Below are 20,726 nucleotides of genomic sequence, written 5' to 3'. Positions count from 1 at the left end.
GCCTTAAAGGTTTTCGATCTGGTGTTTCAGTCGTTTGCTTTGTCCTGCCAGGGTCCGGACCTGCCCGGCGAAATGGCGCTCGGACAGGTACAGGCCCTTGTGAAAATCGGCGTAGAACTGCTGGGAAACCTGCAGAAACTCCAGCGCTTGATGCATGCCGATGGCGCTGCCCACGACCTGCTCGGTACTGGCGAGGGTGAGCTGGAACTCTTTCTCGATATGGTTATCCAGGGCGATGTTCATCGCCAGGGTGGTGATCAAGCCACCGATCAGGCTGCCCACCAGCGCCCCGGGCGGGCCGCCGATGGCCCCCACAGTGGCGCCGACCGACGCGCCGACCACGCCCGCGCCGGTCTGGAACAGGTTCTTGCCGGTGCGGGTTTCCATTTCCTGCGCGCTCATCTTGCCGGCCGAGAACAGCACTAGGCACTGCACCAGGTCGACCGCGCACACTGCCGCACCGGCGACGCCGCCGTTGGCCAGGCTGCGCTTGAACAGAGTGCCCGTGAACAGGCCGGGCATGGAACGCGCGGCGATACTCACGCTGGCGTTGGCCACGCCGGCCTTCAGGGCGCTGTCGCCAGCGGCGATCACGGTGTTCTCAAGGATGCGCAGGGTGGCTTGCTCCGCCGTGATCTGGCCGTCCTTGAACTGCTTGATGTACTGGAAGGTGTTAATGCTGCCGGCGATCACCGTGGTGATGACCGCCGCCGAGCCAGCGGCGCGCAGGCTTTGCTGCACCGTTGCCTTGTTCAGGTAGCCGGTCTGCAAGTTGTCGTGCAGCTCCTGGCCGGTCTTGCTCGCGGTGCCCAGGTGCTCGGCCTCACGCTTGCTCAAGGAAGTGGACTGCACGCCATCGACGTCCAGTTGCCCGCTGGTGTTGTCCCGGACCTTTTCTGCAGCCCGAGACACTTCCGGCCGGGTCTGCTGATTCCGCAAGACGTCGCGCTCGGCCGAGAGGCGCACGCCTTCGATCTGGTCCGAGGGACCGAGGAACAGGTCGCTGTCCTTGTAGGCGTGCACGCCGTCCTTTGTGGAGCGAAACGCCTTCTGCGTCGCCTCGGCATTTTTGAAGTACTTGAGTTGCGCGCCCAGCAACTGGTCGTCACCGCGCATGACCACGATGTCGTGGGTCATGTCGTTGCGGCCCAGCGGCGTGTTGGCGAAGTTGTCGGTGAAGGCGCGCACGTCCTTATCCTTCAGGATCGCGTCGAGATTGAATGACTCGGCGTGCCAGGTCTCCGCTGCGAAACCGCCCTTGATCGCGGCGTTTTGCGCGGTGGACGAAACCTTGGCGAGGATGCTGTTGGCCTGGCCGATTTCCGCAAGCATGCGCCCGGCCTTGTCCGCGGCTTGCACGGTCCAGATCGGGCACAGGCTGACGGACTGCTCAAGCGCGCGTTGGCGTTCTTTATCCATGGGTATTCCTCAGGATGGTTTCCTGGATAGCGGTGTCCGCTGAAAGGGGTTGCCGGCCGTCGAGACCAGGCATCCGGTAAAGCGCGTGCATGCTGTGCAGGCGCTGGGCGATCTCGTCGACCCAGACCTGCGGTGCGTGGACACGAATGTTGTCGTTCAGGCCAAAAATCCACCACAGCGTGTCGCGATCCTGAGGCACCCAAGCGCGCAGGCGCTTCCACGCTTGTCCGGGGATGATCTCGAGGGACTGTCGCGCACTGAGCGGGGTTTCTTCGAGCAGCACGGCGATCTGCGCGCTGACATCGGCGATCAGTTCCACCTGCGTCTCGGCCTGGCGGTGGCTGAAGATCCCGGTGGCGATGTAGTCGTCGACATCGAACTGGCCATGCAACGGCGACCGGACGTCGACCACCGAGACCTGCTGCATACGATGCAGAGCGAACTGGCGCACGTCGTCGTAACCATCTACCGAGGCCAGCAGGTAACTGATGGAGTGCCGCGAAACCAGGCCCGCCGGGTGCAGGCGAAACTGCTTGAGTTCGCACTTGCTGCGACTGCGGTAGGCCACGTCGAGCGGTCGACGCTCGAGCAAGGCCTGGGACACCTGGGCCCAGGTTCTCGGGGTGATGGCGGCCGGGATCAGGGTCTTGCCGTTAGGCACCGCACGCACCCGCCGCGACCAGTCGGCCAAGCCGTTGTGGCCAAGGTCACCGAGGAAGTTGCGGGCCCGGCGGAATTGCGGGCCGAGCTGGTCGAGCACGGTCTGCGGTAGCAAGGTGTTCAGGTAGCTTTCCGACAGGTACAGAGCAAGCGCCGTCGAAGCGTCCATGTCCTGCAGCTGCAACGGCGCGTCCTTGGTGAAGCTCCAGCGGAACGGCACCTCGCTGTCGTTGCACTGCAGCGAGAACGGGATGGACAGCCGGTTGAGATCGCGCTGGATCGAACGCAGCGTCACCGAAAAGCCCTTGTCGCGCAGCTTTTCCAGCAAGGTCGTGGTGGCGATACGCTGCGGTTCGGTAGGAATAAGGCGCAACAAGGCAAACAGCCTGAGCAGTGTGTCTTTTGCCTGGGACATCAAGACTTCCTTGTACTTTTCGCGACCGCTACAGCGACCGGGCGTTGCAGTGGATCCAATTCAACAGAGTGGCATTCTGCCATAGCTGCGTAATGGTTCCACCCCGAATTCATCCTCCAATTCATGACGGCAGCCACGTCAGGAGTCTGCCCGTTGGCGTTGCTCGTGTTGAGGTCGGTGTATTCGGTGTAGAACTCGTAGCCCTTTTTAAGCACTACGCACAGTCCAATGAAAGCGAAGAGGTTTTTCATGATGAGGGTCTCGGTGACGTTTGACCCCATCTTCCAGCGCCGGGCGACAAACCGTGTCGCCGGGTTGTTCAGGCAAGGGCGGCAGGCGATCGAGGACAACAATGCCGAGGGCCTGGCAAGAACAAATGTAAAAAATGATGATGGCATAACGCCTCAGTAACCGGCAAAATCCCCACGCTCCCAAAGGACTTGAAGGACCGGTTCCGATGACATGGCCAGTCACGCTGAAACTCGACAGCGCAGCCTACCCGCTTAACGTGGTGCAACGCGCTGCATATTCCCTGGCCGACACTGTCGCGATCCAGGTCGCTATTGAAGCCAGTCAGATAAGCCTCACGGCCCACCCCGCTGAAGTAAGGCTAATGCTTTCTCCCGAGCAGGCTCACTCGCTGATCCTCCAGCATCTGAACGACTTCGCGCTACGCGACCATATCAACCGCGAAACAGCAGGGTTGCGCGAAATCCTGGCCCGTGCCGCGCTCGCTGGGTGTGGGATTTCGCAATGACACTGATTGCGACAGACGCCAGGCACTACCGCTTGCTGCCTTTTCGATTCATGCGCATGAACACCGGACATGAACGTGACATCCTGCTCACCTCCGATACTGGTGAGTACATGCACGTGAACGACGCGCAATTACGAGCCCTCAGTTATTTCGACGTTCAAGCGGGCACGCCTTTTTACAAGGACCTGCTGGCCCGCCACTTCATCCACGAACCAGGCCGCCACGATCCGCTCCCGGAAATGGCCGCGCAATATCGCAGCCGCAAGGACTTCATCTTCCAAGGCCCCGCACTGCACTTGTTCGTGGTGACATTGCGATGCAACCACACCTGCCAGTACTGCCAGGTGTCGCGGGCCCCGCTGGGAGGATCCGGCCACGATCTTTCGGAAGCCGATGCACTGGCGGCAGTGGATCGCCTGTTCGAATCAAACGCTCCTGCTTTGACTGTGGAGTTTCAGGGTGGCGAGCCGCTTCTGGCCTTCGAGCGCGTCCGCCAGATTGTCGAATGGGTCGTTGAACGGAACGTGGTCGAACAACGGGATATCCAGTTCGTCATCACCACCACGCTGCACCACCTGACGGAGGAAATACTCGACTTCGCAGAACAAAATCGAATCCAGTTTTCCACCTCGCTCGATGGGCCGGCGCCCTTGCATAATGCCAACCGCCCAACACCGTCACGAGACTCGTACGAACGCACTGTAAAAGGCATCCAGTGGGTCCGTGAGCGCCTGGGCAATGATGCAGTTTCCGCGCTGACCACGCTCACATCAAGAAGCCTCGAACAGCCTGAAGCGATCATCGATGAGTATGTAAGTCAGGGCTTCTCGAGCATTTCGCTTCGGCCTCTGAGCCCTTATGGGTTTGCCACCAAGAGTGCCCATCGACTTGATTACCCTATTGAGCGGTACCTGGCCTTCTACAAGAAGGCACTGGCTTATTTGCTGCATGTCAACCAACAAGGCGTTTACCTCTCGGAGAGTTATACGAGCCTGTTACTGAAGAATATCCTCACACCCTTTTCCTCCGGGTATGTAGACCTGCGCTCCCCAGCAGGCGCAGGCACTGCGGCGCTGGTTTATAACTATGACGGTTACGTCTATCCGTCGGACGAAGCCCGAATGTTGCTGGAGATGGGTGAAGACGGCTTGAGACTCGGCACCGTGCAGCAACCCTTGTCTGAATTACTCGCATCGCCCGTTATGAATGCGTTGCTCGCCAGTGGTGTAGCAGAGGCACTGCCAGGCTGCTCCGACTGTGCACTTGTCCCCTACTGTGGTGCTGACCCCGTCGAACACTATGCCCGCCAAGGTGACCCGATCGGGCACCGAGTATTCAGCAGCTTCTGCAAGAAGAACATGGGACTACTGAAGCATCTCTTCGGTTTGCTACGCGATGGCGACGACAACGTGCAGAGAGTGCTGCTGTCCTGGTTGAACAGGCGCTCTTACAACGATGTTCGATTTCCGGGTTACAGGGGCTGATGGCGATGCTGCGCAAAGACACCCACTTCGAAATCCATCACCTGAATGAGCCGAAACTGCTCAAGGTCATCACTCTGGATGAGTTCATCGAACAAGGCTTGGCTGTTTGTGCCGGAAACGCTGAGTTCGCTGACCTGCTACTTTGGCTGCCAAACGAAGAACGGCTGCGCAGCCCGCATCTGCTGTCATTACCAGTGGGTGGATTCCTGACACCGGAGCCTTTGGTTGGCGACTTCGACAGCACGCGGCCACACCTGCACACCCCCAAAGATGCGGATGTCGTGCAACCCGGCGATGTCATTGCCATCACACCCGGCAACGCATTGGTGCGAGTGCTCTATCGACGAGGCTCAGACAGCAACCTGCTGTTCATGACCGATCGTTGCAACAGCCTCTGCCTGATGTGCTCCCAGCCGCCCAAAGATATCGATGACCGCTGGCACATCGAGGAGAACCTACGGCTGATCGACCTGATGGACCCGGGCGAAGAAAATCTGGGAATCAGTGGCGGAGAACCCACGCTTTATCGCGATGGCCTGCTCGAAATCCTGGCCAAGTGCAAAGCCGTTTTGCCACACAAATCGATCCATGTACTCAGCAACGGGCGTCTATTCCAAGACCCTGGCTGGATCGCAGCGCTCTCTACCATCGGCCATCCTCAGTTGAGCTGGGGCATCCCGCTGTATGCCGACAATGCCGAAGATCATGACCATGTGGTGCAAGCGTCAGGTGCTTTCAGCGAAACCCTGCGAGGTCTTTACAACCTGGCTCGCGCGAACCAGATCATCGAGATACGCGTGGTGCTCAATCGTCTGACCACGCCACGCTTGCCCGAGCTCGCCCATTTCGTGTTCAGGAACCTGCCCTTCGTGCGACATGTTGCGCTGATGGGTATCGAAAGCACCGGCCTGGCCAGGAAGCATTACGAAGAACTGTGGATTGACCCGCTGGACTATCAGGAGTCGTTGAGTCAGACCGTGTACTTCCTGTTCAACCGCGGCGTGCCGGTTTCGATCTATAACTTGCCCCTGTGCCTGATCCCGGCCCACCTCTCGCGTTTCGCCCGCCAGAGCATCTCCGACTGGAAGAACCTGTTCATCGATACCTGCCAGCAATGCGCTGCCGTCAAACATTGCTCTGGCTTCTTTAAATCCCACACCGACCGCTGGCAGAGCCGCGGCGTACAACAACTATCGACCGAGGCCTTTAGCGCCTATGCAAGGAGTGCTCCGTGAAATTGCTCGACCGCTGGAAAGTCATGATCAGTGGGATCAGTCTGCTGCCAATGGCAGGTACTACCCTGGCGCAGGTAGGCCATCTGCCGCTCGCCGATGCGAACTGGCTAACCAACGACAAGCTACAGCCTCCGGTATTTGCCGATACGCTCAATGCGCCAGACACCGTCAACATCTATGCGGCACATCGTTCGCACAGTTCACATCGGTCCCACAGTTCGCACAGTTCACACTACAGCGGTTCGGGTGGCTATAGCGCCCCTCGCTACTACAGCCCACCCGCTACCAGTACCCGGAGCTACAGCGCGCCGGGTACTTCTAGCAGCACCTCAAACAGCAATAGCTTTTATCAGTCGTCCGGCACTACCAGCGGGACAAGTTCGAGCAGTTCAAAGAACCGTGCGACCAATGAGCAGAAAAGCAACCTGGTCACCCGTGTGCAGACCGCGCTGATGGTGCGCCAGTATTACCAAGGCACCATCGATGGAGTGATGGGCAAGGCGACACGTGGTGCGTTGATGGCATTTCAGATGGACAGTGGGCTGACCGTGAATGGCCGGATGGATACCCCATCGCTGAATGCGTTGGGTATCAAGATTCCATAAGTCGCTTCAAGTCAAAGCCAATTTCCGCTCAGCAACAAAGGAGTTATCCCATGCAGCACATCATTCAAGTCGACAACACCCTCTGGGCATTGATCAGCCGCCTGCAAGGCAAGGAGCTGCAAACTCCTTCGCGTAAGGCTCGTTTCCGTATCACGACCGTTGATGCAGATCGCGTTGTGATTGAGACGGGATCGAAAGATTCGCAATTGGCACTGACGCGAGCAGCTTTCCAGCAAACGTTGGACTACCTCGCTGATAACAGTCACTTCGGTCAAGCACACGCGGTGGAAATCGGTTCCAACCATACGTACGAAGAAGCCGGCCCACTCTGCCGGGCGGCTCGTTACAGAGCAGAAGGCAACCCGGGCCCGACCAACATCACCTACATACTGCCGATTCTGGAGCAGTGTCAGGCCGTCGGCATTCGTTCAACCACCCCAAACAGCACCTGGCTGCTGCCCTGAACCGCTCTGGATATCTTTATAAGGACGCCAACATGTACGCCAAAATGGACACCTTCCGCATCAACAGTCCCGCCTCGTTCGATGAGCCCTGCAAGGTTACGATCGACAACGAATTTATCACCGTCGCCTATGACCACGCGGGTCAGAGCTGGAAATACCGAGGCCAGGCAAAAGGCCCGGGGCATTACGAACTGCAAGCCGATGGCTTCGACGGCAGAGCGACACTGCACCACTTCGAGGGCTCAAATGTACTGGAAGGCACTTGGGTAGAAGAAGGTGTACGCGGAATGTGGCGAATTGTCTGCCAAGCCGATTGATTCGCCAGTCGTGCTCACGTAACAAGCTGAACTCGTGGTGGTTTGATGGGCCGCCACGGAGTCATTAGTTGAAGTAGTCCACCACACACAAATACGCGCGAGCCACACATTATTCCTCCCTGATATCAGAGTTTGAGATGCGCAATACTATTGAACGTAACAGTGGCTTGCGGCATTCTTTGCAACGAAATTTCCAGGGACGGTAAGATTTTATGCGTACTTCGCGCATGCAAGCGCTTGTACCTCTCGCCTCTTCAAGCATCGTCGATGTGATTGAAGGCGAGCACGCGCGTGCGTCCGGATGCCCACGTGGTCAACGTCTCGCTGAACTGACACCCCACCTTCGCACTTCCCCGTCACCACGACTGCTTGAGGCCGATATTCTCAGGCCAGCTCAAGCGCTGCTTACCAGCCGTCGCTGCACGAAAACCATTCAACGAATAGCCTGTGACCTCTTGAAACGGAACTTCCAATGAGCGGAAAACCTGCTGCACGCCTTTCGGACCCCACTAGCTGCCCTCTTCCGGGGCATGGCACGAATCCAATTGCCAGTGGCTCGCCCAACGTGAACTTCGACGGACTTGCTGCCGCCCGGATGACCGACAAGTCCGCTTGCGGCAGTCCAATCACGGGGGGCGTCAGCTCAACCGTTTTCATCAATGGCTTGAACGCTGCGACGATAGACAGCACGGGCGGGCACGGCAATGTCGTGGTGGGTGGCTCCGGAACAGTGATTATCGGCGACACATTCGTCTCGGCACCTTTCAGTGGTCTGCTGCCGATGCCGGTGCACTTCAGCGACAAGATCAAACTGATCAACGAAAGCACCGGTGAACCCATGCCTAACCATGGTTACGCCATTCAACGCGCTAACGGCAGCTTCGAGTACGGAACCAGTGATTCGCTGGGGTTCACCCACGTTGTGAGTTCACACGTGGCAGAAACCTTCAAACTCTTTCTGGAAGATTGACAGCATGCCGGCAGAGCAAATCCAGCTTCCCAATGGCAATACCGCGAGTCTGGCAGTCACGCCGACGTTAACGCTCGTGAAGGATCAGTCGGTAAAGACGGCTCCTGTTGCAGTAAAGAAAGCGATCGTTTTTTTCATCGGTGGGGCTGCCGACCAGGAGAAATACTATTTCCAGGGCGCGTTCCACAATATCGATGCCGCACAACAACTGCTCGACGGCAAAATTGCCGGTAACGAAAAGCTGAAGGCGAAATACTCGGGATTCCCCAAAAGCTACAAGGATGCAAGGGGGGCCGGCGATATCCAGACTCACTTCATCGACAACATACCCAGCAAGTCCTGCCCGGTTTACATCGTCGGCCACAGTCTCGGCGCATGGAACGGTGCACATCTGTCACAGATCCTGTCCGAAGCCGGTTACACCATCAAATATCTGGTGACACTCGATCCCGTGGGTGAAGGGTTTCTCGTATGGCTGGGTTCTGACATCTACTTCTCTGAACCAACGCCGGTCGCTGAAACATGGATCAACATCCGGGCCAACGCCAGTACACCTGACCAATCCGACGGTGTCGCGGACTTCGGTGAGCGCTGGATTATCGAGGCAGGTCCGACCATCAATAAAACCATCGATAAGCACCATGCTTCTGCTGACTGGATGTTTTACGAACCGGTGCAAGGAACGAAGTCCGCTTGCGATCTGATTTTTGATTCAATCAACGATATCTTCGGCCAATGAACAGATTCCGCGCAGTCATTTACCTGGTAGTTCTTCTCTGCACCGGCTGCGTAAAAACAGCGGGCATCCCACCTGCCGAACTCACGTTATCGTCGTTCACACTGAGCCCCAACAACCTGTTCACCGCGCACTTCAGTTCCACGGTGGACTTGCAGAGTGCTTTCAATGATTACGAAAAATCCAATCAGCTCACACCGACACTGATCTGCTCTCTCAATCGTGATATGGAGTTTTCGTCTGAGCATTCAATCGCGATAAAAGCCGAAGGCCGAGTCAACGCGAGCAGTCAGGCCAAGCCCAACTACAAATTTTCTTCCGATCTGATCTTTTACTACACCAATCCGGATGGAACGCAACGCGACCTGAATGACTACGACGCCATCAAGCCGTTGCTGGCGTCGCAAGCTTCAATTCCGTGCAAAGTTCGCATCACTGCCTATGGGTATGAGGCCTATTACACGAACACGATGTTCATTCCATCCAAGGTCATGATTGAGCAGCTTTTCAGGTAACCACCACCTCGTAAACGGTAACCGGGTATGGCTTATTGAACCGGTTATTGCCACCCCTCAAACACTTGACCAGCTCGTCAACGACATACCTGACCTTGGGCCGCAGATGTGACACCTTCGGCCAGACAGCATGAACGTCGACGGGCTCGGGTTCGTAATCCCCCAATACGGTGTACATGACACCGTTCGACGGTTTCAGCCGCTAACCCTCAACTCACTGCCATAGAGCCACCGACCCAAAGGCGATATCTCTGGCAGTAACAACTTGCGGCTTTTAATACAAAACGGCACAACCCAGAGTTTCAAGTCTTGCGAACTCGTGAAGTCGAATACAGGCAAAGGTTGGGTAAATGACTCAGTCCACGGGTAGATCAACACCACGCTCCCCGTGCTCTTCAAATAGAGGTGAGCGTAGGCGTGTAATTGGTAGAAATCGCTTTGGCTGAGTTGGTATTTCTCCACACTGTTACCCTTGGCACTATCCAGAAGCTTCCATTTCGTATCGAGCACCATGCAAGTTTGCGCGCCCTGCTCTATCAGCAAATCCGGTTTGAGACGGAACCAGCCTTGCTGCTTATGGCTCACTAAATGGTGTTTGCTGGTCTGGGTCCGCAGGTTGAAACCCTGTCGGACCTGAGCTCCAAGGTGCTTCGCCACATAAGCCTCGAACACCGCCTCCATAGGAAACAACATGGAAGGTGCGTTGTGCTTTCCTGCACCTGTCACCGGGCTGTCGCCCTGCAGGATTAACCGTGCCCAGGCAATCGCAGGTTCGTAATAGGCCATGCCCCGATCCAGCCGGATGCGCTTGAGATCCTGGGCAATGTCGGTGCACATCGGCACTTCGGCAAACACGAAACTCAACTCGCGCGCCAAGCGCTGGTTAGCCGGTGCCTTGCACATGCCAAGCGCTTTTCGCAGAGCAGTATGAATAAGCCTGTTTTCCGCCCTGTCTTGAATAAACTCGTCGTATTCGGTGAAAAACCGGTCACGACGCACCACGTTCTGCGAGAGATGAGGCGCTATCAACAATTTGCCACGCAGGCTCGACAGATTTGCTTGCCGAGTGCTGTAGTCACTTCGAACTCCTCGCTTTACCACATCCCTTACTGACGCTAGAAACTGCTGGAGAAATACCTCGAACAACGGCATCTGTTGCTTTTGAAGATCAGCATTAGCTGTTTTGATATGACGAAAGCCGCGCAGACACTTGAGCATCTCTATCAACTTTGTGCGTGCGTCTTCCACTGTTGTATTGCGACCGATCTTGGGCAGGATCTCTATCTGATAACCGCAAGGAGCGCAGAGCACGCCGACATAGTTGCTGAACTGGATGGCGCGCCGCCCCTGGCGACTTGTCAATTTCATTCAGACTGGCGCGAGTACGTCAGGGCTCAGGCATTGTTCTTCAAGCCAGGCAAATACCTTCGCAGGGACAGTGTTGCCATTCGCACCGTCAGTCCTGGGTATCAGCGTGTCGAACTCGAAAATCTGTATGGACGTCATTAAGCAATCGTCGCGTAGATTTCTATAAAAGCTTGCGGGTGATGCAGTGCATCCGCATTCAAACGGTACTGAGGGCGCAGTGCGTATTCATCCAGACCGTGATTGGCGCCAAACAGATCCTTGGGGAGACTGTCGGTTTTCAACTCCTGGACAAACTCGAACATGCCCACCGATTTCTGGTTATCACCCAATACCAGTCGAATTTTTTGCCAATCCTCGAAAAAATACTCTTCCAGCAACGGAATAATGCGCGTCTTGAAAATGCCGGCAAGAGACTTGAAACGCTCCTCGATCGCGATATTTTTCAACGAAGTGAAATACGCGTGCCCAATGGCATGTTCACGGTCATACAACGCCTCGATACGCTTGTTGAGTACAGTCAGCAGGTCATCGAGACGGATGTTATGGCCTCTTTCGGAAACCTCGATTCCGGTCAACACCGCTGGTTCTGGCATCAACTCAATGAATTCGAATCGGCGACGCAACGCCGTATCAACCAATGCCAGTGAGCGGTCAGCAGTGTTCATTGTGCCGATCAAGTCAACATTTGAAGGAACGCTGAATGGCTCGCCTGAGTAAGGCAGTGTCAGGGTTACCTCATATTCGCCACCCTTGCGCTTGTCGACTTCAATCAGCGTGATCAACTCGCCAAAAATCTTGCTGATGTTGCCGCGGTTGATTTCGTCGATCACCATTGCGTACTGCTGATCCGGATTTTTCTGCGCCTCTTCGCACAGCCGCAGGAATGCGCCTTTTTTGATCTCGTAGTGAACGTCTTTTGGAGGCTCCGCTTGGGCCTTCTCATCAGGTGTCTGACCTTCACGATCGACAAGCACCGGGCGCAGGCCCTCAACAAACTCTTCGTAGCCGTAGGATTGGTGAAAGGTTACAAACTCGTAGTGCTTAGTGCCTTCGGAGGACGTGTATTTATCGCGGAGTAAACTCTGCAACATACGCGTTTTGCCAGTACCCGGAGGACCAAAATAGATCTCATTGCAAGTTGGGGTTCTCTTGGTCTGAGCAACGCTATTTGGCTGTTCGCCCTCCTCCCCGTCTGCCTTTTCTTCACTACCGTAATCATCCGGCCAAAAACCTTTGCGACTGGAGTGTTGGCGGCCATTGGCTCCGATAGCGATTTCCGCTTCGACCAAAGTAACCAGTTCATCAGTCATTTCCTCGTACTCCAATATCGGTTTCAAGCTACCGAAGGATACAAATTTGACATGAACACGATCCCCTTGAACAAACAACTCACCAAACGCCCCACCGTTTTTCTTGATCTTTTCCTTCTTGCCAAAAACCAGTTGAGCGTTGGTCGTCTTTGTATGCCACCAATCCCATCCGATGTTATGAACCGCAACTGCGAACCGCACGAATAACTGCGTGGTCTCGTCGCTCCACGTAGGCTGCCGCTTGCGGAAAGCTTCGCTGACTTGGAAATGCCCCAATATCTGAGCCACGGTTGGTGTCCCGCTCAAGCCAAGCTGTGTAGCCATATCGTCGTATCCAATTGCAAATTTTTTAATGGCCGCGGCACTCCAATCCACAATCCCCTGAAAGCCGCGCGCCAAGCCTTCTTCAGCCGGCAAGGTCGCAACAATAGGTGATGACTGATAAGGGCCGCGCAACTTTTCATAGCGCTCACGCAACGTGGGATCTGTGATCTTTTTATCGACCCGATCAAGTTTGACGACAAAGCCCCAAGTGGCATCGATACCGACGGTATACGCCAAGCCTTGAGGAGCGTCCGCACGAGGATAGATTCGTGCCCAGTTGTAGCCCAAAAACTTCTTGCTCCACTGGCCAATGGGCCTGCGGATGACTTGGGGATCAATGCTGTTCGGAAATACACGTCGTTGCAATGCGTACGCCCATTGTTTGGTGATGTCGTACGCCTCGCGCAGCTCACTGTAAGCTTGCCGATGTGAAATGTCGGTCTTGTCAAAGACCTTCTCGTGCCAGGTATTCAAGCAGTCGAACTGGGCGGGGGTAAAAAAGTTTGACGTCACGTTTGTCATCCCATCCTTGAAAGTGATTGCATGGTGCCACCACTAATGACGCACAGCTAGAGCGCCATAAAATAGTTTTTCATTCGTGCGCCTCTTTTGCATTTTTGTGCGACACATCGTCTTTCAGGACTCCCGCAAGGCTCTGGCACGGTGTTAGTTTGTAAGTGTATGTGTCTCAACGTTGAGACACGCCTAACTCACTGCCCTGCAAAGGAATGCCCTTCGTAATGAATGTCCCTTTCAAAAAACTGGCTGCCACCACCTTGATGCTCGCCGGTCTTGCCGTGTTCACTGCGCCCGCGCAAGCCAATATCACCCCGCAACAGAGCGCCGAAATTCTCAAGAGCTACAGCGCCGACAAAGCCACTGATTTCCGCCAGTTCCTTGGCAATCTGGGCAAGAGCGATCTGGCGAAAACCGCGGACATCGGCCCGGCCATTGCTGCTTACCTCGATAAGAAAACCCTGACCGCCGATCAGCAGAACGAAATCTATCGTCTGCTCGGTCTCTACACGCGCGCGAAATATAGCGCTGCCGCCACTGAAACCCTGCGCGAACTGGTGGAGATCCCGACTTATCGCAAAGACGGCGTCGATCAGCATGACAACCCGGAATTCATCAAGATCGCGGCGAAGATTCAGAGCCTTGCCGAGTCCTTCAACCTGAAATTCCGCAATATCGATAATCGCGTCTACGAGATTTCCCTCGACGGCAGCGGCGACGAAGTGGTCGGCATTCATGCGCACGCTGACGTGGTGCCGGTGACGCCGGAAAACTGGGTGCTCAAGGATGGCACCCGCCTCGACCCGTTCAAGATCACCCTGATCGGCGACCGCATGTATGGTCGCGGCACCGAGGATGACAAGAACGGCATCGTGGTCACGCTCTATGCCATGAAAGTCATCAAGGAAGAAAAACTGCCGCTGGTGCGCAACTTCAAGTTGCTGGTCGACACCACTGAAGAAACCACGGGCGACGCGATTCCCTATTATTTCGAACGTAACCCGACGCCGAACTACAACCTGGCGCTGGATGGCGGTTACCCGGTGGTGATTGCCGAGAAAGGCTATGGCACTGTTATGGCCAACTTTGCCCAGCGCAAAGGCGAAGGCAAAGGTGCGGAGATCATCTCGATGACCGGCGGCCTGGCGACCAACCAGATTCCATCGGCGTCGGTCGCCACGCTGGTCACCGACAAGCCTGCAGAACTGGCCGCCAGCCTGCAGAAGGCCGGTGACGAGTTTGCCAAGCATAATGGCGGCGATTTCCAGGTCAGCGCCAAGGTCGACGGCAAAGATGTCAAACTGACGGTGACTGGCGTATCCGCGCACTCCTCCGAACCTGAGTCAGGGGTTAACCCGGTTGCGCGGATGCTGGTCTTCATTCATAGCCTGGATGGCAAGGTTGCGCTCAAGCACAACCACATCACCGATGCCGCGCGTTACGCTGCCGACAATTGGGGCCTGGATTACCTGGGTAACAAGCTGGGGGTCGGCTTCGCTGATTCCTTCATGGGGCCGCTGACAACGTCGCTGACCTACGTCGGCAAGGATGACAAAGCCTTCAAACTCGCAGTCAACCTGCGCGTGCCGAAGGGCAAGTCGCCAGAGAAACTCAAGGCTGAGATTGCGGAGAAACTGGTGGCGTGGAGCAAGAAAAGCCACGTTGCCGTTGCTTTCGATTACTCGATTGCCGAGCCGATGTACCGCAACCCTGAGGGTGAGTGGGTCAAGGCGCTGTTGGCAGTATCGACTGAAAACCTCGGCATGAAACACGAGTTCGGCACCTCCGCTGGCGCCACCTCGGTGCATGAATTGCCGAACGGCGTGCAATTCGGTCTGGCCATGCCGAACGTGAAGTACACCGGTCACACCGATGGCGAGTTCAAGACTGTGGAGCAATTCCAGTTGGATCTGCAAATCGTCACAGAAATGATTGGCCGCATCGGCCAGTTGCCGAAACTCTGATACAGCTATGGCGAGGGGCTTGCCTCTCGCCACAGTTACTCATCGTGACGCAATCCCCATCGCACAACATTCGCAGGTCTGGCAAGGAAGCCTTGCAGCCACAACCCGCCGCTCTATATGATAAGCATTATCATTTGTGATACAGCTCACACGGCGTCCCGTTAAATGCTTCCATCCACCCAGACCAACACTTTCTGCGATGTCGCCGTGCTTTATCGTCAGCAACACAGCTGGCTACAGAACTGGCTACGTCGCCGGCTCAATTGCTCGCAAAGTGCAGCGGATCTGGCACAGGACACTTTCTTGCGCCTGCTGGCCAAGGAACACGTGCCAGAACTGCACGCCCCACGCACCTTTCTGGCAAAGGTCGCACAAAGTGTTTTATCCAATCATTACCGTCGGCAAAAACTTGAGCGCGCCTACCTTGAGGCGCTGGCGGCAATGCCCGAGCAACTGGCGCCGAGCCTGGAAACCCAGGCGATCCTGCTGGAAACCCTGATTGCCCTCGACGGCGCACTCGAAAGTCTCGAGCGCCCGGTTCGCGAAGCGTTTCTCTTGTCGCAACTGGATGGCCTGAGTCATGGAGAAATTGCCGCGCGGCTCAACGTTTCCATTACCACGGTCAAGCGCTACATCATCAAGGCGGGAGCCCTGTGCATCATGCTCGATGACAGCCTCGATCTCTCATGAACCGCGAAGATACCCCAGTGATCTCCAGTGACGTGGCCGAGCAAGCCATGCACTGGCACCTTGAACTGCAGGAAACCGACGTCAGCGAAGCTACGCTGTCAGCCTGGATGCGCTGGCGACAGGCACACCCGGCGCATGAGCACGCCTGGCAACGGGCACAAGTGTTTGCTCGACGCATGCACGACATTCGCAGCCCCGATCAGCGCCCCCTCGCCCACGCGACGTTGCGACCATCGCTGTCTCGACGCTCGGCAATCAAACAGTTGAGTGTGCTATTGGCCGCCGGTGCAGGCGCCTGGTTGACGAAAGACACTGCTTTTGTCCAGGACTGGAGCGCCGATTATCACAGTCGGATTGGCGAACAACGGCGCCTCACGCTGGCCGACAAGACCCGGGTGCAGCTCAATACGGACAGTGCGATCAACGTGGTTTTTGATCGTGAGATCCGGCGTATCAAGTTGTTGCGCGGCGAGATGCTGGTCACTCGCGATAATCTCGCCGAGGGGCGTCTGCTGTCGGTGGACACCGCCGAGGGGCGTCTGGAGTCGACCCAGGCGAAATTCAGCGTCAGGCAACGTGCCGGATTTACCCAGGTCAGCGTTTTTCAGGGTGCACTGGTCATCACCCCTGCCCTGCAACCGCACCAGCCCATCGCGCTAAAGGCCGGTGAATACGTGAGTTTCAGCCCCCGGGAAGTCTTGACCCGGCAAGCAACGGCGCTGACTGCGCCCGCCTGGAGCCAAGGCATGCTGGTTGCGCAGGGCCAGCGTCTGGGGGATTTCCTCGAAGACCTGAGCCGTTATCGCCGCGGTCATCTGGCATGTGATCCTGCTTTAGCGGATCTTCGAGTTTCCGGCACGTTTCCGCTCGACAATACCGAGAACATCATCTTCGCCGTCGCTGATACCTTGCAGCTCGATGTACAACAATTCACTCGCTACTGGGTGACATTGAAGCCGCGCACGGCCTGAGCCTGTAAATATTTGCACGTTGGGTGGTCCGATCCGGATTCTCGCGAGACTTAAACCCCAGACACTTCATTCAATGGGGAAGCAACTTGTGAATCTCACCACACGCAAACGCCAGGGCAGGCACTTTTCATTCAAACAAAAACTGGCCGGCGCCGTGGTTCAAGGCATCGCGTGCATGACCGCGACAGCGCCGCTGTTACTGATGCCCGCCTGGGCCGCAGCGACGGAACAGACCCAGGCAGATTTCGATATTCCCGCCGGAGCGCTCGCACCGGCATTGACGCGCTTCGGCCAGACCGCGCACATCCTGCTGTCCTATTCCACGCTGCTGACCGAGGGGCGCAACACTTCCGGGCTCAAAGGGCGTTACAACGTCGATCAGGGTCTGGCGATTCTGCTGGCGGGTTCCGGGCTTGAGGCCAGTCGCGGCGCCAATGGCAATTACTCGCTGCAAGCCAGTGCCGGTGATGCGCTGGAGCTGGGCGCGGTGTCGATTTCCGGCAAGGCCCCGGGTTCGACCACTGAAGGCACGGGGCTTTACACCACGTATTCCTCCAGTAGCTCGACGCGGCTCAACCTCACGCCGAGGGAAACGCCGCAATCGATGACGGTGATGACCCGTCAGCGCCTCGATGACCAGCGCCTGACCAACCTGACCGACGCCCTTGAGGCCACCCCGGGTATCACCGTGGTGCGCGACGGACTAGGCTCGGAAAGCGACTCCTATTGGTCGCGCGGTTTTGCGATTCAGAACTACGAGGTCGACGGCGTTCCGACCAACACGCGCCTCGACAACTATTCGCAAAGCATGGCGATGTACGACCGCATCGAAGTCGTGCGTGGCGCCACCGGTTTGATCAGCGGCATGGGCAACCCGTCCGCGACGATCAACCTGATCCGCAAGCGCCCCACCGCCGAAGCCCAGGCCAGCATCACCGGCGAGGCTGGCAATTGGGATCGCTACGGCACCGGTTTTGATGTCTCGGGACCGCTGACCGAAACCGGCAATGTGCGCGGACGCTTTGTCGCCGATTACAAAACCGAAAAAGCCTGGATCGACCGCTACAACCAGCAGTCCCAGCTGATCTACGGCATCACCGAATTCGACCTGACGGAAGACACGCTGCTGACCATGGGCTTCAGTTACCTGCGCAGCGATATCGACTCGCCGCTGCGCTCCGGCCTGCCGACGCGCTTCAGCAGCGGCCAGCGCACCGACCTGCAACGTTCGCTAAATGCTGCGCCAGACTGGTCGTACAACGATCACGAACAGACCAGTTTCTTCACCTCCATCGAACAGCAACTGGGCAACGGCTGGAGCGGCAAGATCGAACTGACCCACGCCGAAAACAAGTTCGACGAACTGTTCAACTTCGCCATGGGTGACCTGAATACCGACGGCAGCGGTCTGTCGCAACTGCCGGTGCGCTTCTCGGGCACGCCGCGTCAGGACAACCTTGATGTGTACGTCACCGGCCCGTTCAGCCTGTTCGGTCGCGAGCACCAACTTATCACTGGCATGACCCTGTCGCAGTACAAAGAAAGCACGCCGAGCTGGGGCGGTTGGCGTTACGACTACAACGGCTCGCCGGCGGGCGCTATCGACAACCTGTTCACCTGGGACGGCAACTCGGCCAAACCGGACTTTGCCGTCAGTGGCAAATCGTCGATCGACGAAGACCAATATGCGGCGTATCTGACCTCGCGTTTCAGCGTCAGCGATGACCTGAGCCTGATCGTCGGTAGCCGCGTGATCGACTGGAAACGCGACACCCACGAACGGCCTTACGGCGGCGAAGAAACCGAAGTCAATCGTGAAGAAAACGGCGTGTTCATTCCGTTCGCCGGCGTCGTTTACGACCTCAACGACACCTGGTCGCTGTACGCCAGCTACACCAAGATCTTCAACCCGCAAGCCTCGTGGGTCACCGACGAAGACAACAAACCGCTCGACCCGATGGAAGGCAAAGGCTACGAGATCGGCATCAAGGGCACGCACCTCGATGGCAAGCTCAACTCCAGCCTGGCCGTGTTCAAACTCGAACAAGACAACCTGGCGATCTGGCAACACGACAACGTCTACAGCTCCGAGCAGGACACCACCTCCAAAGGCATCGAGATGGAGCTGAACGGCGAACTGGCCGAAGGCTGGCAGGCCTCCGCCGGCTACGCGTATTCAGTGACAACCAACGCCGACGACGAGCGCATCAACACCAACCTGCCGCGCAACAGCTTCAAGACCTTCACCAGCTATCGCCTCCACGGCCCGCTGGACAAAGTCACGATTGGCGGCGGCGTGAACTGGCAGAGCAAAGTCGGCGCCGACCTGCATACGTTCAGCCAGGGCAGCTACGCGGTGACCAACCTGATGGCCAAGTACGACATCAGCCACAACCTCAGCGCTTCGGTGAATCTGAACAACGTGTTTGATCGCGAGTACTACAGCCAGTCCGGTCTGTACGGGGTTTACGGCGCACCTCGCAATATCATGACGAGCTTCAAGTACAACTTCTGATCCGCTCTGAAGTGGCGCGCCCTCTTTATGGGTGCGCCATGCGCCGGCAGCCCTCTCGCATGAAACTTCCATTAAGGATATTGATAGCACCCTAACGAAAGGTGCATGCTAGAGGGCTCGTTCGGCTCTTATATCATTCCGAATGATAGTTACCTTTGCTTCATTCGATTCGTGCCATCACACCCCGCCGAGCATCATCCGCCCATCTTCAATACATTGGCGGATGCATCCATGGAACAGTCACTCAAACATTTGCGCTTCCCGTTGGCCATGCTGGCCATCCTGGTGATGAGCGCCTGCGGCAAGACTCCGGAGACTGCCGCCACCGCGCCTGCTGCCAAAGTCAGCGTGGCCAAGGTGTTGGAACAACCGGTCAACGAGTGGGACGAATTCACCGGGCGCCTCGAAGCGCCAGAAACCGTTGAAATCCGTCCACGGGTCTCCGGCCAGATCGACGATGTCGCTTTCACTGAAGGCGCCCTGGTCAAGAAAGGCGACCTGCTGTTCCAGATCGATCCGCGTCCGTTCCAGGCCGAAGTTCGCCGCCTCGAAGCACTGGTCGCCCAATCCCGCGCCAACGCCACCCGTAGTGAAAACGAAGCCGGCCGTGGTGAGCGCTTGCGCGCCAGCAATGCGATCTCTGCCGAACTCGCCGACTCGCGCACCAGCGCCGCTCAAGAGGCCCGCGCCGCCGTCGGTGCCCTGCAAGCACAACTGGACCTGGCCAAACTGAACCTGAGTTTCACCCGCGTCACCGCGCCGATCAGTGGCCGCGTCAGCCGTGCCGAAATCACCGCCGGTAACCTGGTGACCGCCGACACCACCCCGCTGACCAGCGTGGTTTCCACCGATCGCGTTTACGCCTACTTCGACGCCGACGAGCGTGTGTTCCTCAAGTACACGCAACTGGCGCGTAACGGTCAGCGCGGCACCACCACTCCGGTGTACATGGGCCTGTCCAATGAAGACGGCAACCCGCACCTCGGCCAGATGAACTTCGTCGACAACCAGGTAAACCCGAAAACCGGCACCATCCGTGGTCGTGCGGTATTCGACAACAGCGACGGCACCTACACCCCGGGCCTGTATGCACGCCTGAAACTGGTTGGCAGCGGCACCTACAACGCCATGTTGATCAACGATGAAGCGGTCGGTACCGACCTCGGCAAGAAGTTCGTACTGGTGATGGATGCGGACAACAAGACCGCGTACCGCGCCGTTGAACTCGGTCCGAAAATCGAAGGCCTGCGCATCGTCCGTACCGGCCTGAACAAGGACGACACGATCATCGTCAAGGGTCTGCAACGGGTTCGTCCTGGCTCACCGGTCACCCCTGAAGTGGTGCCGATGGCCAGCGAACAGACCATCGCGGCACTCGCTCAACAACGTCAAGCGCTGGAAGCCAGCAACCTGCCCAAAGTCGCCCCTGCCAAAGGCGCGTCCGGTTCGGTTGTGAAGCTGGCTGCTACGACCCCACGCGGTTAAGGGACG

At 57.1% G+C, this 20,726-nt stretch carries 19 protein-coding genes; 14 read left to right on the top strand and 5 right to left on the bottom strand.

The genetic code is table 11. The features are described from left to right. Positions 1-3: 3 nt before the first annotated feature. Genes WA225_RS16485 through WA225_RS16475 form a run of 3 tightly spaced genes read right to left on the bottom strand, consistent with a single transcriptional unit; the run spans position 4 to position 2,892 of the window. Entirely contained in the window at positions 4-1,419 is a 1,416-nt protein-coding gene (locus tag WA225_RS16485) for a hypothetical protein (protein WP_422608722.1), read from the bottom strand. Beyond that, positions 1,412-2,494 (bottom strand): helix-turn-helix transcriptional regulator, encoded by a 1,083-nt coding sequence (locus tag WA225_RS16480; RefSeq protein WP_422608721.1) that lies wholly within the window; start codon positions 2,492-2,494, stop codon positions 1,412-1,414. The genes WA225_RS16485 and WA225_RS16480 overlap by 8 nt, the downstream gene beginning before the upstream one ends. After that, positions 2,494-2,892 carry a hypothetical protein gene (locus tag WA225_RS16475; protein WP_422608720.1) on the bottom strand — a complete coding sequence of 133 codons (399 nt, stop codon included), beginning with the start codon at positions 2,890-2,892 and terminating at the stop codon, positions 2,494-2,496. The genes WA225_RS16480 and WA225_RS16475 overlap by 1 nt, the downstream gene beginning before the upstream one ends. A 59-nt stretch (positions 2,893-2,951) precedes the next feature. Here WA225_RS16475 and hxsD point away from each other — a divergent pair, with 59 nt between their 5' ends. The 9 genes from hxsD (at position 2,952) to WA225_RS16430 (ending at position 9,577) form a co-directional block, all read left to right on the top strand. Then, the gene (gene hxsD / locus WA225_RS16470) at positions 2,952-3,251 is read left to right on the top strand and encodes a His-Xaa-Ser system protein HxsD (protein ID WP_422608719.1); all 300 of its coding nucleotides are present in this window, start codon (positions 2,952-2,954) and stop codon (positions 3,249-3,251) included. Next, on the top strand, positions 3,248-4,735 hold the full coding sequence (gene hxsB, locus WA225_RS16465; protein WP_422608718.1) for a His-Xaa-Ser system radical SAM maturase HxsB: 1,488 nt from the start codon (positions 3,248-3,250) through the stop codon (positions 4,733-4,735). The genes hxsD and hxsB overlap by 4 nt, the downstream gene beginning before the upstream one ends. After that, positions 4,735-5,970 carry a His-Xaa-Ser system radical SAM maturase HxsC gene (gene hxsC / locus WA225_RS16460; protein WP_422608717.1) on the top strand — a complete coding sequence of 412 codons (1,236 nt, stop codon included), beginning with the start codon at positions 4,735-4,737 and terminating at the stop codon, positions 5,968-5,970. The genes hxsB and hxsC overlap by 1 nt, the downstream gene beginning before the upstream one ends. Next, positions 5,967-6,575 (top strand): His-Xaa-Ser repeat protein HxsA, encoded by a 609-nt coding sequence (gene hxsA, locus WA225_RS16455; protein WP_422608716.1) that lies wholly within the window; start codon positions 5,967-5,969, stop codon positions 6,573-6,575. The genes hxsC and hxsA overlap by 4 nt, the downstream gene beginning before the upstream one ends. A gap of 50 nt (positions 6,576-6,625) precedes the next feature. Then, complete coding sequence (locus tag WA225_RS16450) at positions 6,626-7,039, top strand: hypothetical protein (RefSeq protein WP_422608715.1); 414 nt, start codon at positions 6,626-6,628, stop codon at positions 7,037-7,039. Between the two features lie 32 nt (positions 7,040-7,071). Next, entirely contained in the window at positions 7,072-7,356 is a 285-nt protein-coding gene (locus tag WA225_RS16445; protein ID WP_422608714.1) for a hypothetical protein, read from the top strand. A gap of 472 nt (positions 7,357-7,828) precedes the next feature. Next, positions 7,829-8,326 (top strand): PAAR domain-containing protein, encoded by a 498-nt coding sequence (locus WA225_RS16440; RefSeq protein ID WP_122600456.1) that lies wholly within the window; start codon positions 7,829-7,831, stop codon positions 8,324-8,326. 4 nt (positions 8,327-8,330) lie between these two features. After that, the gene (locus tag WA225_RS16435; RefSeq protein ID WP_422608713.1) at positions 8,331-9,065 is read left to right on the top strand and encodes an alpha/beta hydrolase; all 735 of its coding nucleotides are present in this window, start codon (positions 8,331-8,333) and stop codon (positions 9,063-9,065) included. Continuing rightward, complete coding sequence (locus WA225_RS16430) at positions 9,062-9,577, top strand: hypothetical protein (RefSeq protein WP_422608712.1); 516 nt, start codon at positions 9,062-9,064, stop codon at positions 9,575-9,577. Before WA225_RS16435 ends, WA225_RS16430 begins: the two co-directional genes overlap by 4 nt. Before the next feature lie 195 nt (positions 9,578-9,772). Here the strand turns inward: WA225_RS16430 and WA225_RS16425 are convergent, their stop codons facing one another. Beyond that, positions 9,773-10,945 carry an McrC family protein gene (locus WA225_RS16425; protein ID WP_422608711.1) on the bottom strand — a complete coding sequence of 391 codons (1,173 nt, stop codon included), beginning with the start codon at positions 10,943-10,945 and terminating at the stop codon, positions 9,773-9,775. A gap of 137 nt (positions 10,946-11,082) precedes the next feature. Beyond that, positions 11,083-13,101, bottom strand: coding sequence for an McrB family protein (locus WA225_RS16420; protein WP_422608710.1), 2,019 nt, complete (start codon positions 13,099-13,101; stop codon positions 11,083-11,085). 218 nt (positions 13,102-13,319) lie between these two features. On the opposite strand from WA225_RS16420, the gene WA225_RS16415 reads away from it, so the two are divergent. The 5 genes from WA225_RS16415 to mexE all read left to right on the top strand — a co-directional run bounded on the left by WA225_RS16415 (position 13,320) and on the right by mexE (position 20,720). Then, positions 13,320-15,059, top strand: coding sequence for a dipeptidase (locus tag WA225_RS16415; RefSeq protein WP_422608709.1), 1,740 nt, complete (start codon positions 13,320-13,322; stop codon positions 15,057-15,059). Positions 15,060-15,224: 165 nt separating this feature from the next. After that, the gene (locus WA225_RS16410; protein ID WP_422608708.1) at positions 15,225-15,749 is read left to right on the top strand and encodes a sigma-70 family RNA polymerase sigma factor; all 525 of its coding nucleotides are present in this window, start codon (positions 15,225-15,227) and stop codon (positions 15,747-15,749) included. Then, positions 15,746-16,720 carry a FecR domain-containing protein gene (locus WA225_RS16405; RefSeq protein WP_422608707.1) on the top strand — a complete coding sequence of 325 codons (975 nt, stop codon included), beginning with the start codon at positions 15,746-15,748 and terminating at the stop codon, positions 16,718-16,720. The genes WA225_RS16410 and WA225_RS16405 overlap by 4 nt, the downstream gene beginning before the upstream one ends. A 175-nt stretch (positions 16,721-16,895) precedes the next feature. Then, entirely contained in the window at positions 16,896-19,235 is a 2,340-nt protein-coding gene (locus WA225_RS16400) for a TonB-dependent siderophore receptor (protein WP_422608931.1), read from the top strand. A gap of 231 nt (positions 19,236-19,466) precedes the next feature. After that, a complete protein-coding gene (gene mexE / locus WA225_RS16395; protein WP_422608706.1) occupies positions 19,467-20,720 on the top strand; it encodes a multidrug efflux RND transporter periplasmic adaptor subunit MexE in 1,254 nt (417 codons plus the stop codon). Positions 20,721-20,726 lie beyond the last annotated feature (6 nt).

Origin of the sequence: Pseudomonas sp., assembly GCF_049300855.1 — a bacterium.
Taxonomy (GTDB): Bacteria; Pseudomonadota; Gammaproteobacteria; order Pseudomonadales; family Pseudomonadaceae; genus Aquipseudomonas.
The sequence above is the reverse complement of the archived record's forward strand: the minus strand, read 5'-3'. Positions and strand labels throughout refer to the sequence as shown.

Bases quoted from the DNA above. Each gene is read 5' to 3' on its own strand.
- WA225_RS16410 (WP_422608708.1), top strand. From the start codon at position 15,225: ATGCTTCCATCCACCCAGACCAACACTTTCTGCGATGTCGCCGTGCTT.
- mexE (WP_422608706.1), top strand. From the start codon at position 19,467: ATGGAACAGTCACTCAAACATTTGCGCTTCCCGTTGGCCATGCTGGCC.
- WA225_RS16480 (WP_422608721.1), bottom strand. From the start codon at position 2,494: ATGTCCCAGGCAAAAGACACACTGCTCAGGCTGTTTGCCTTGTTGCGC.
- WA225_RS16400 (WP_422608931.1), top strand. From the start codon at position 16,896: ATGACCGCGACAGCGCCGCTGTTACTGATGCCCGCCTGGGCCGCAGCG.
- hxsB (WP_422608718.1), top strand. From the start codon at position 3,248: ATGACACTGATTGCGACAGACGCCAGGCACTACCGCTTGCTGCCTTTT.
- WA225_RS16415 (WP_422608709.1), top strand. From the start codon at position 13,320: ATGAATGTCCCTTTCAAAAAACTGGCTGCCACCACCTTGATGCTCGCC.
- WA225_RS16475 (WP_422608720.1), bottom strand. From the start codon at position 2,892: ATGCCATCATCATTTTTTACATTTGTTCTTGCCAGGCCCTCGGCATTG.
- hxsC (WP_422608717.1), top strand. From the start codon at position 4,735: ATGGCGATGCTGCGCAAAGACACCCACTTCGAAATCCATCACCTGAAT.
- WA225_RS16430 (WP_422608712.1), top strand. From the start codon at position 9,062: ATGAACAGATTCCGCGCAGTCATTTACCTGGTAGTTCTTCTCTGCACC.
- WA225_RS16425 (WP_422608711.1), bottom strand. From the start codon at position 10,945: ATGAAATTGACAAGTCGCCAGGGGCGGCGCGCCATCCAGTTCAGCAAC.
- WA225_RS16435 (WP_422608713.1), top strand. From the start codon at position 8,331: ATGCCGGCAGAGCAAATCCAGCTTCCCAATGGCAATACCGCGAGTCTG.
- WA225_RS16445 (WP_422608714.1), top strand. From the start codon at position 7,072: ATGTACGCCAAAATGGACACCTTCCGCATCAACAGTCCCGCCTCGTTC.
- WA225_RS16420 (WP_422608710.1), bottom strand. From the start codon at position 13,101: ATGACAAACGTGACGTCAAACTTTTTTACCCCCGCCCAGTTCGACTGC.
- WA225_RS16450 (WP_422608715.1), top strand. From the start codon at position 6,626: ATGCAGCACATCATTCAAGTCGACAACACCCTCTGGGCATTGATCAGC.
- WA225_RS16405 (WP_422608707.1), top strand. From the start codon at position 15,746: ATGAACCGCGAAGATACCCCAGTGATCTCCAGTGACGTGGCCGAGCAA.
- hxsD (WP_422608719.1), top strand. From the start codon at position 2,952: ATGACATGGCCAGTCACGCTGAAACTCGACAGCGCAGCCTACCCGCTT.
- WA225_RS16440 (WP_122600456.1), top strand. From the start codon at position 7,829: ATGAGCGGAAAACCTGCTGCACGCCTTTCGGACCCCACTAGCTGCCCT.
- WA225_RS16485 (WP_422608722.1), bottom strand. From the start codon at position 1,419: ATGGATAAAGAACGCCAACGCGCGCTTGAGCAGTCCGTCAGCCTGTGC.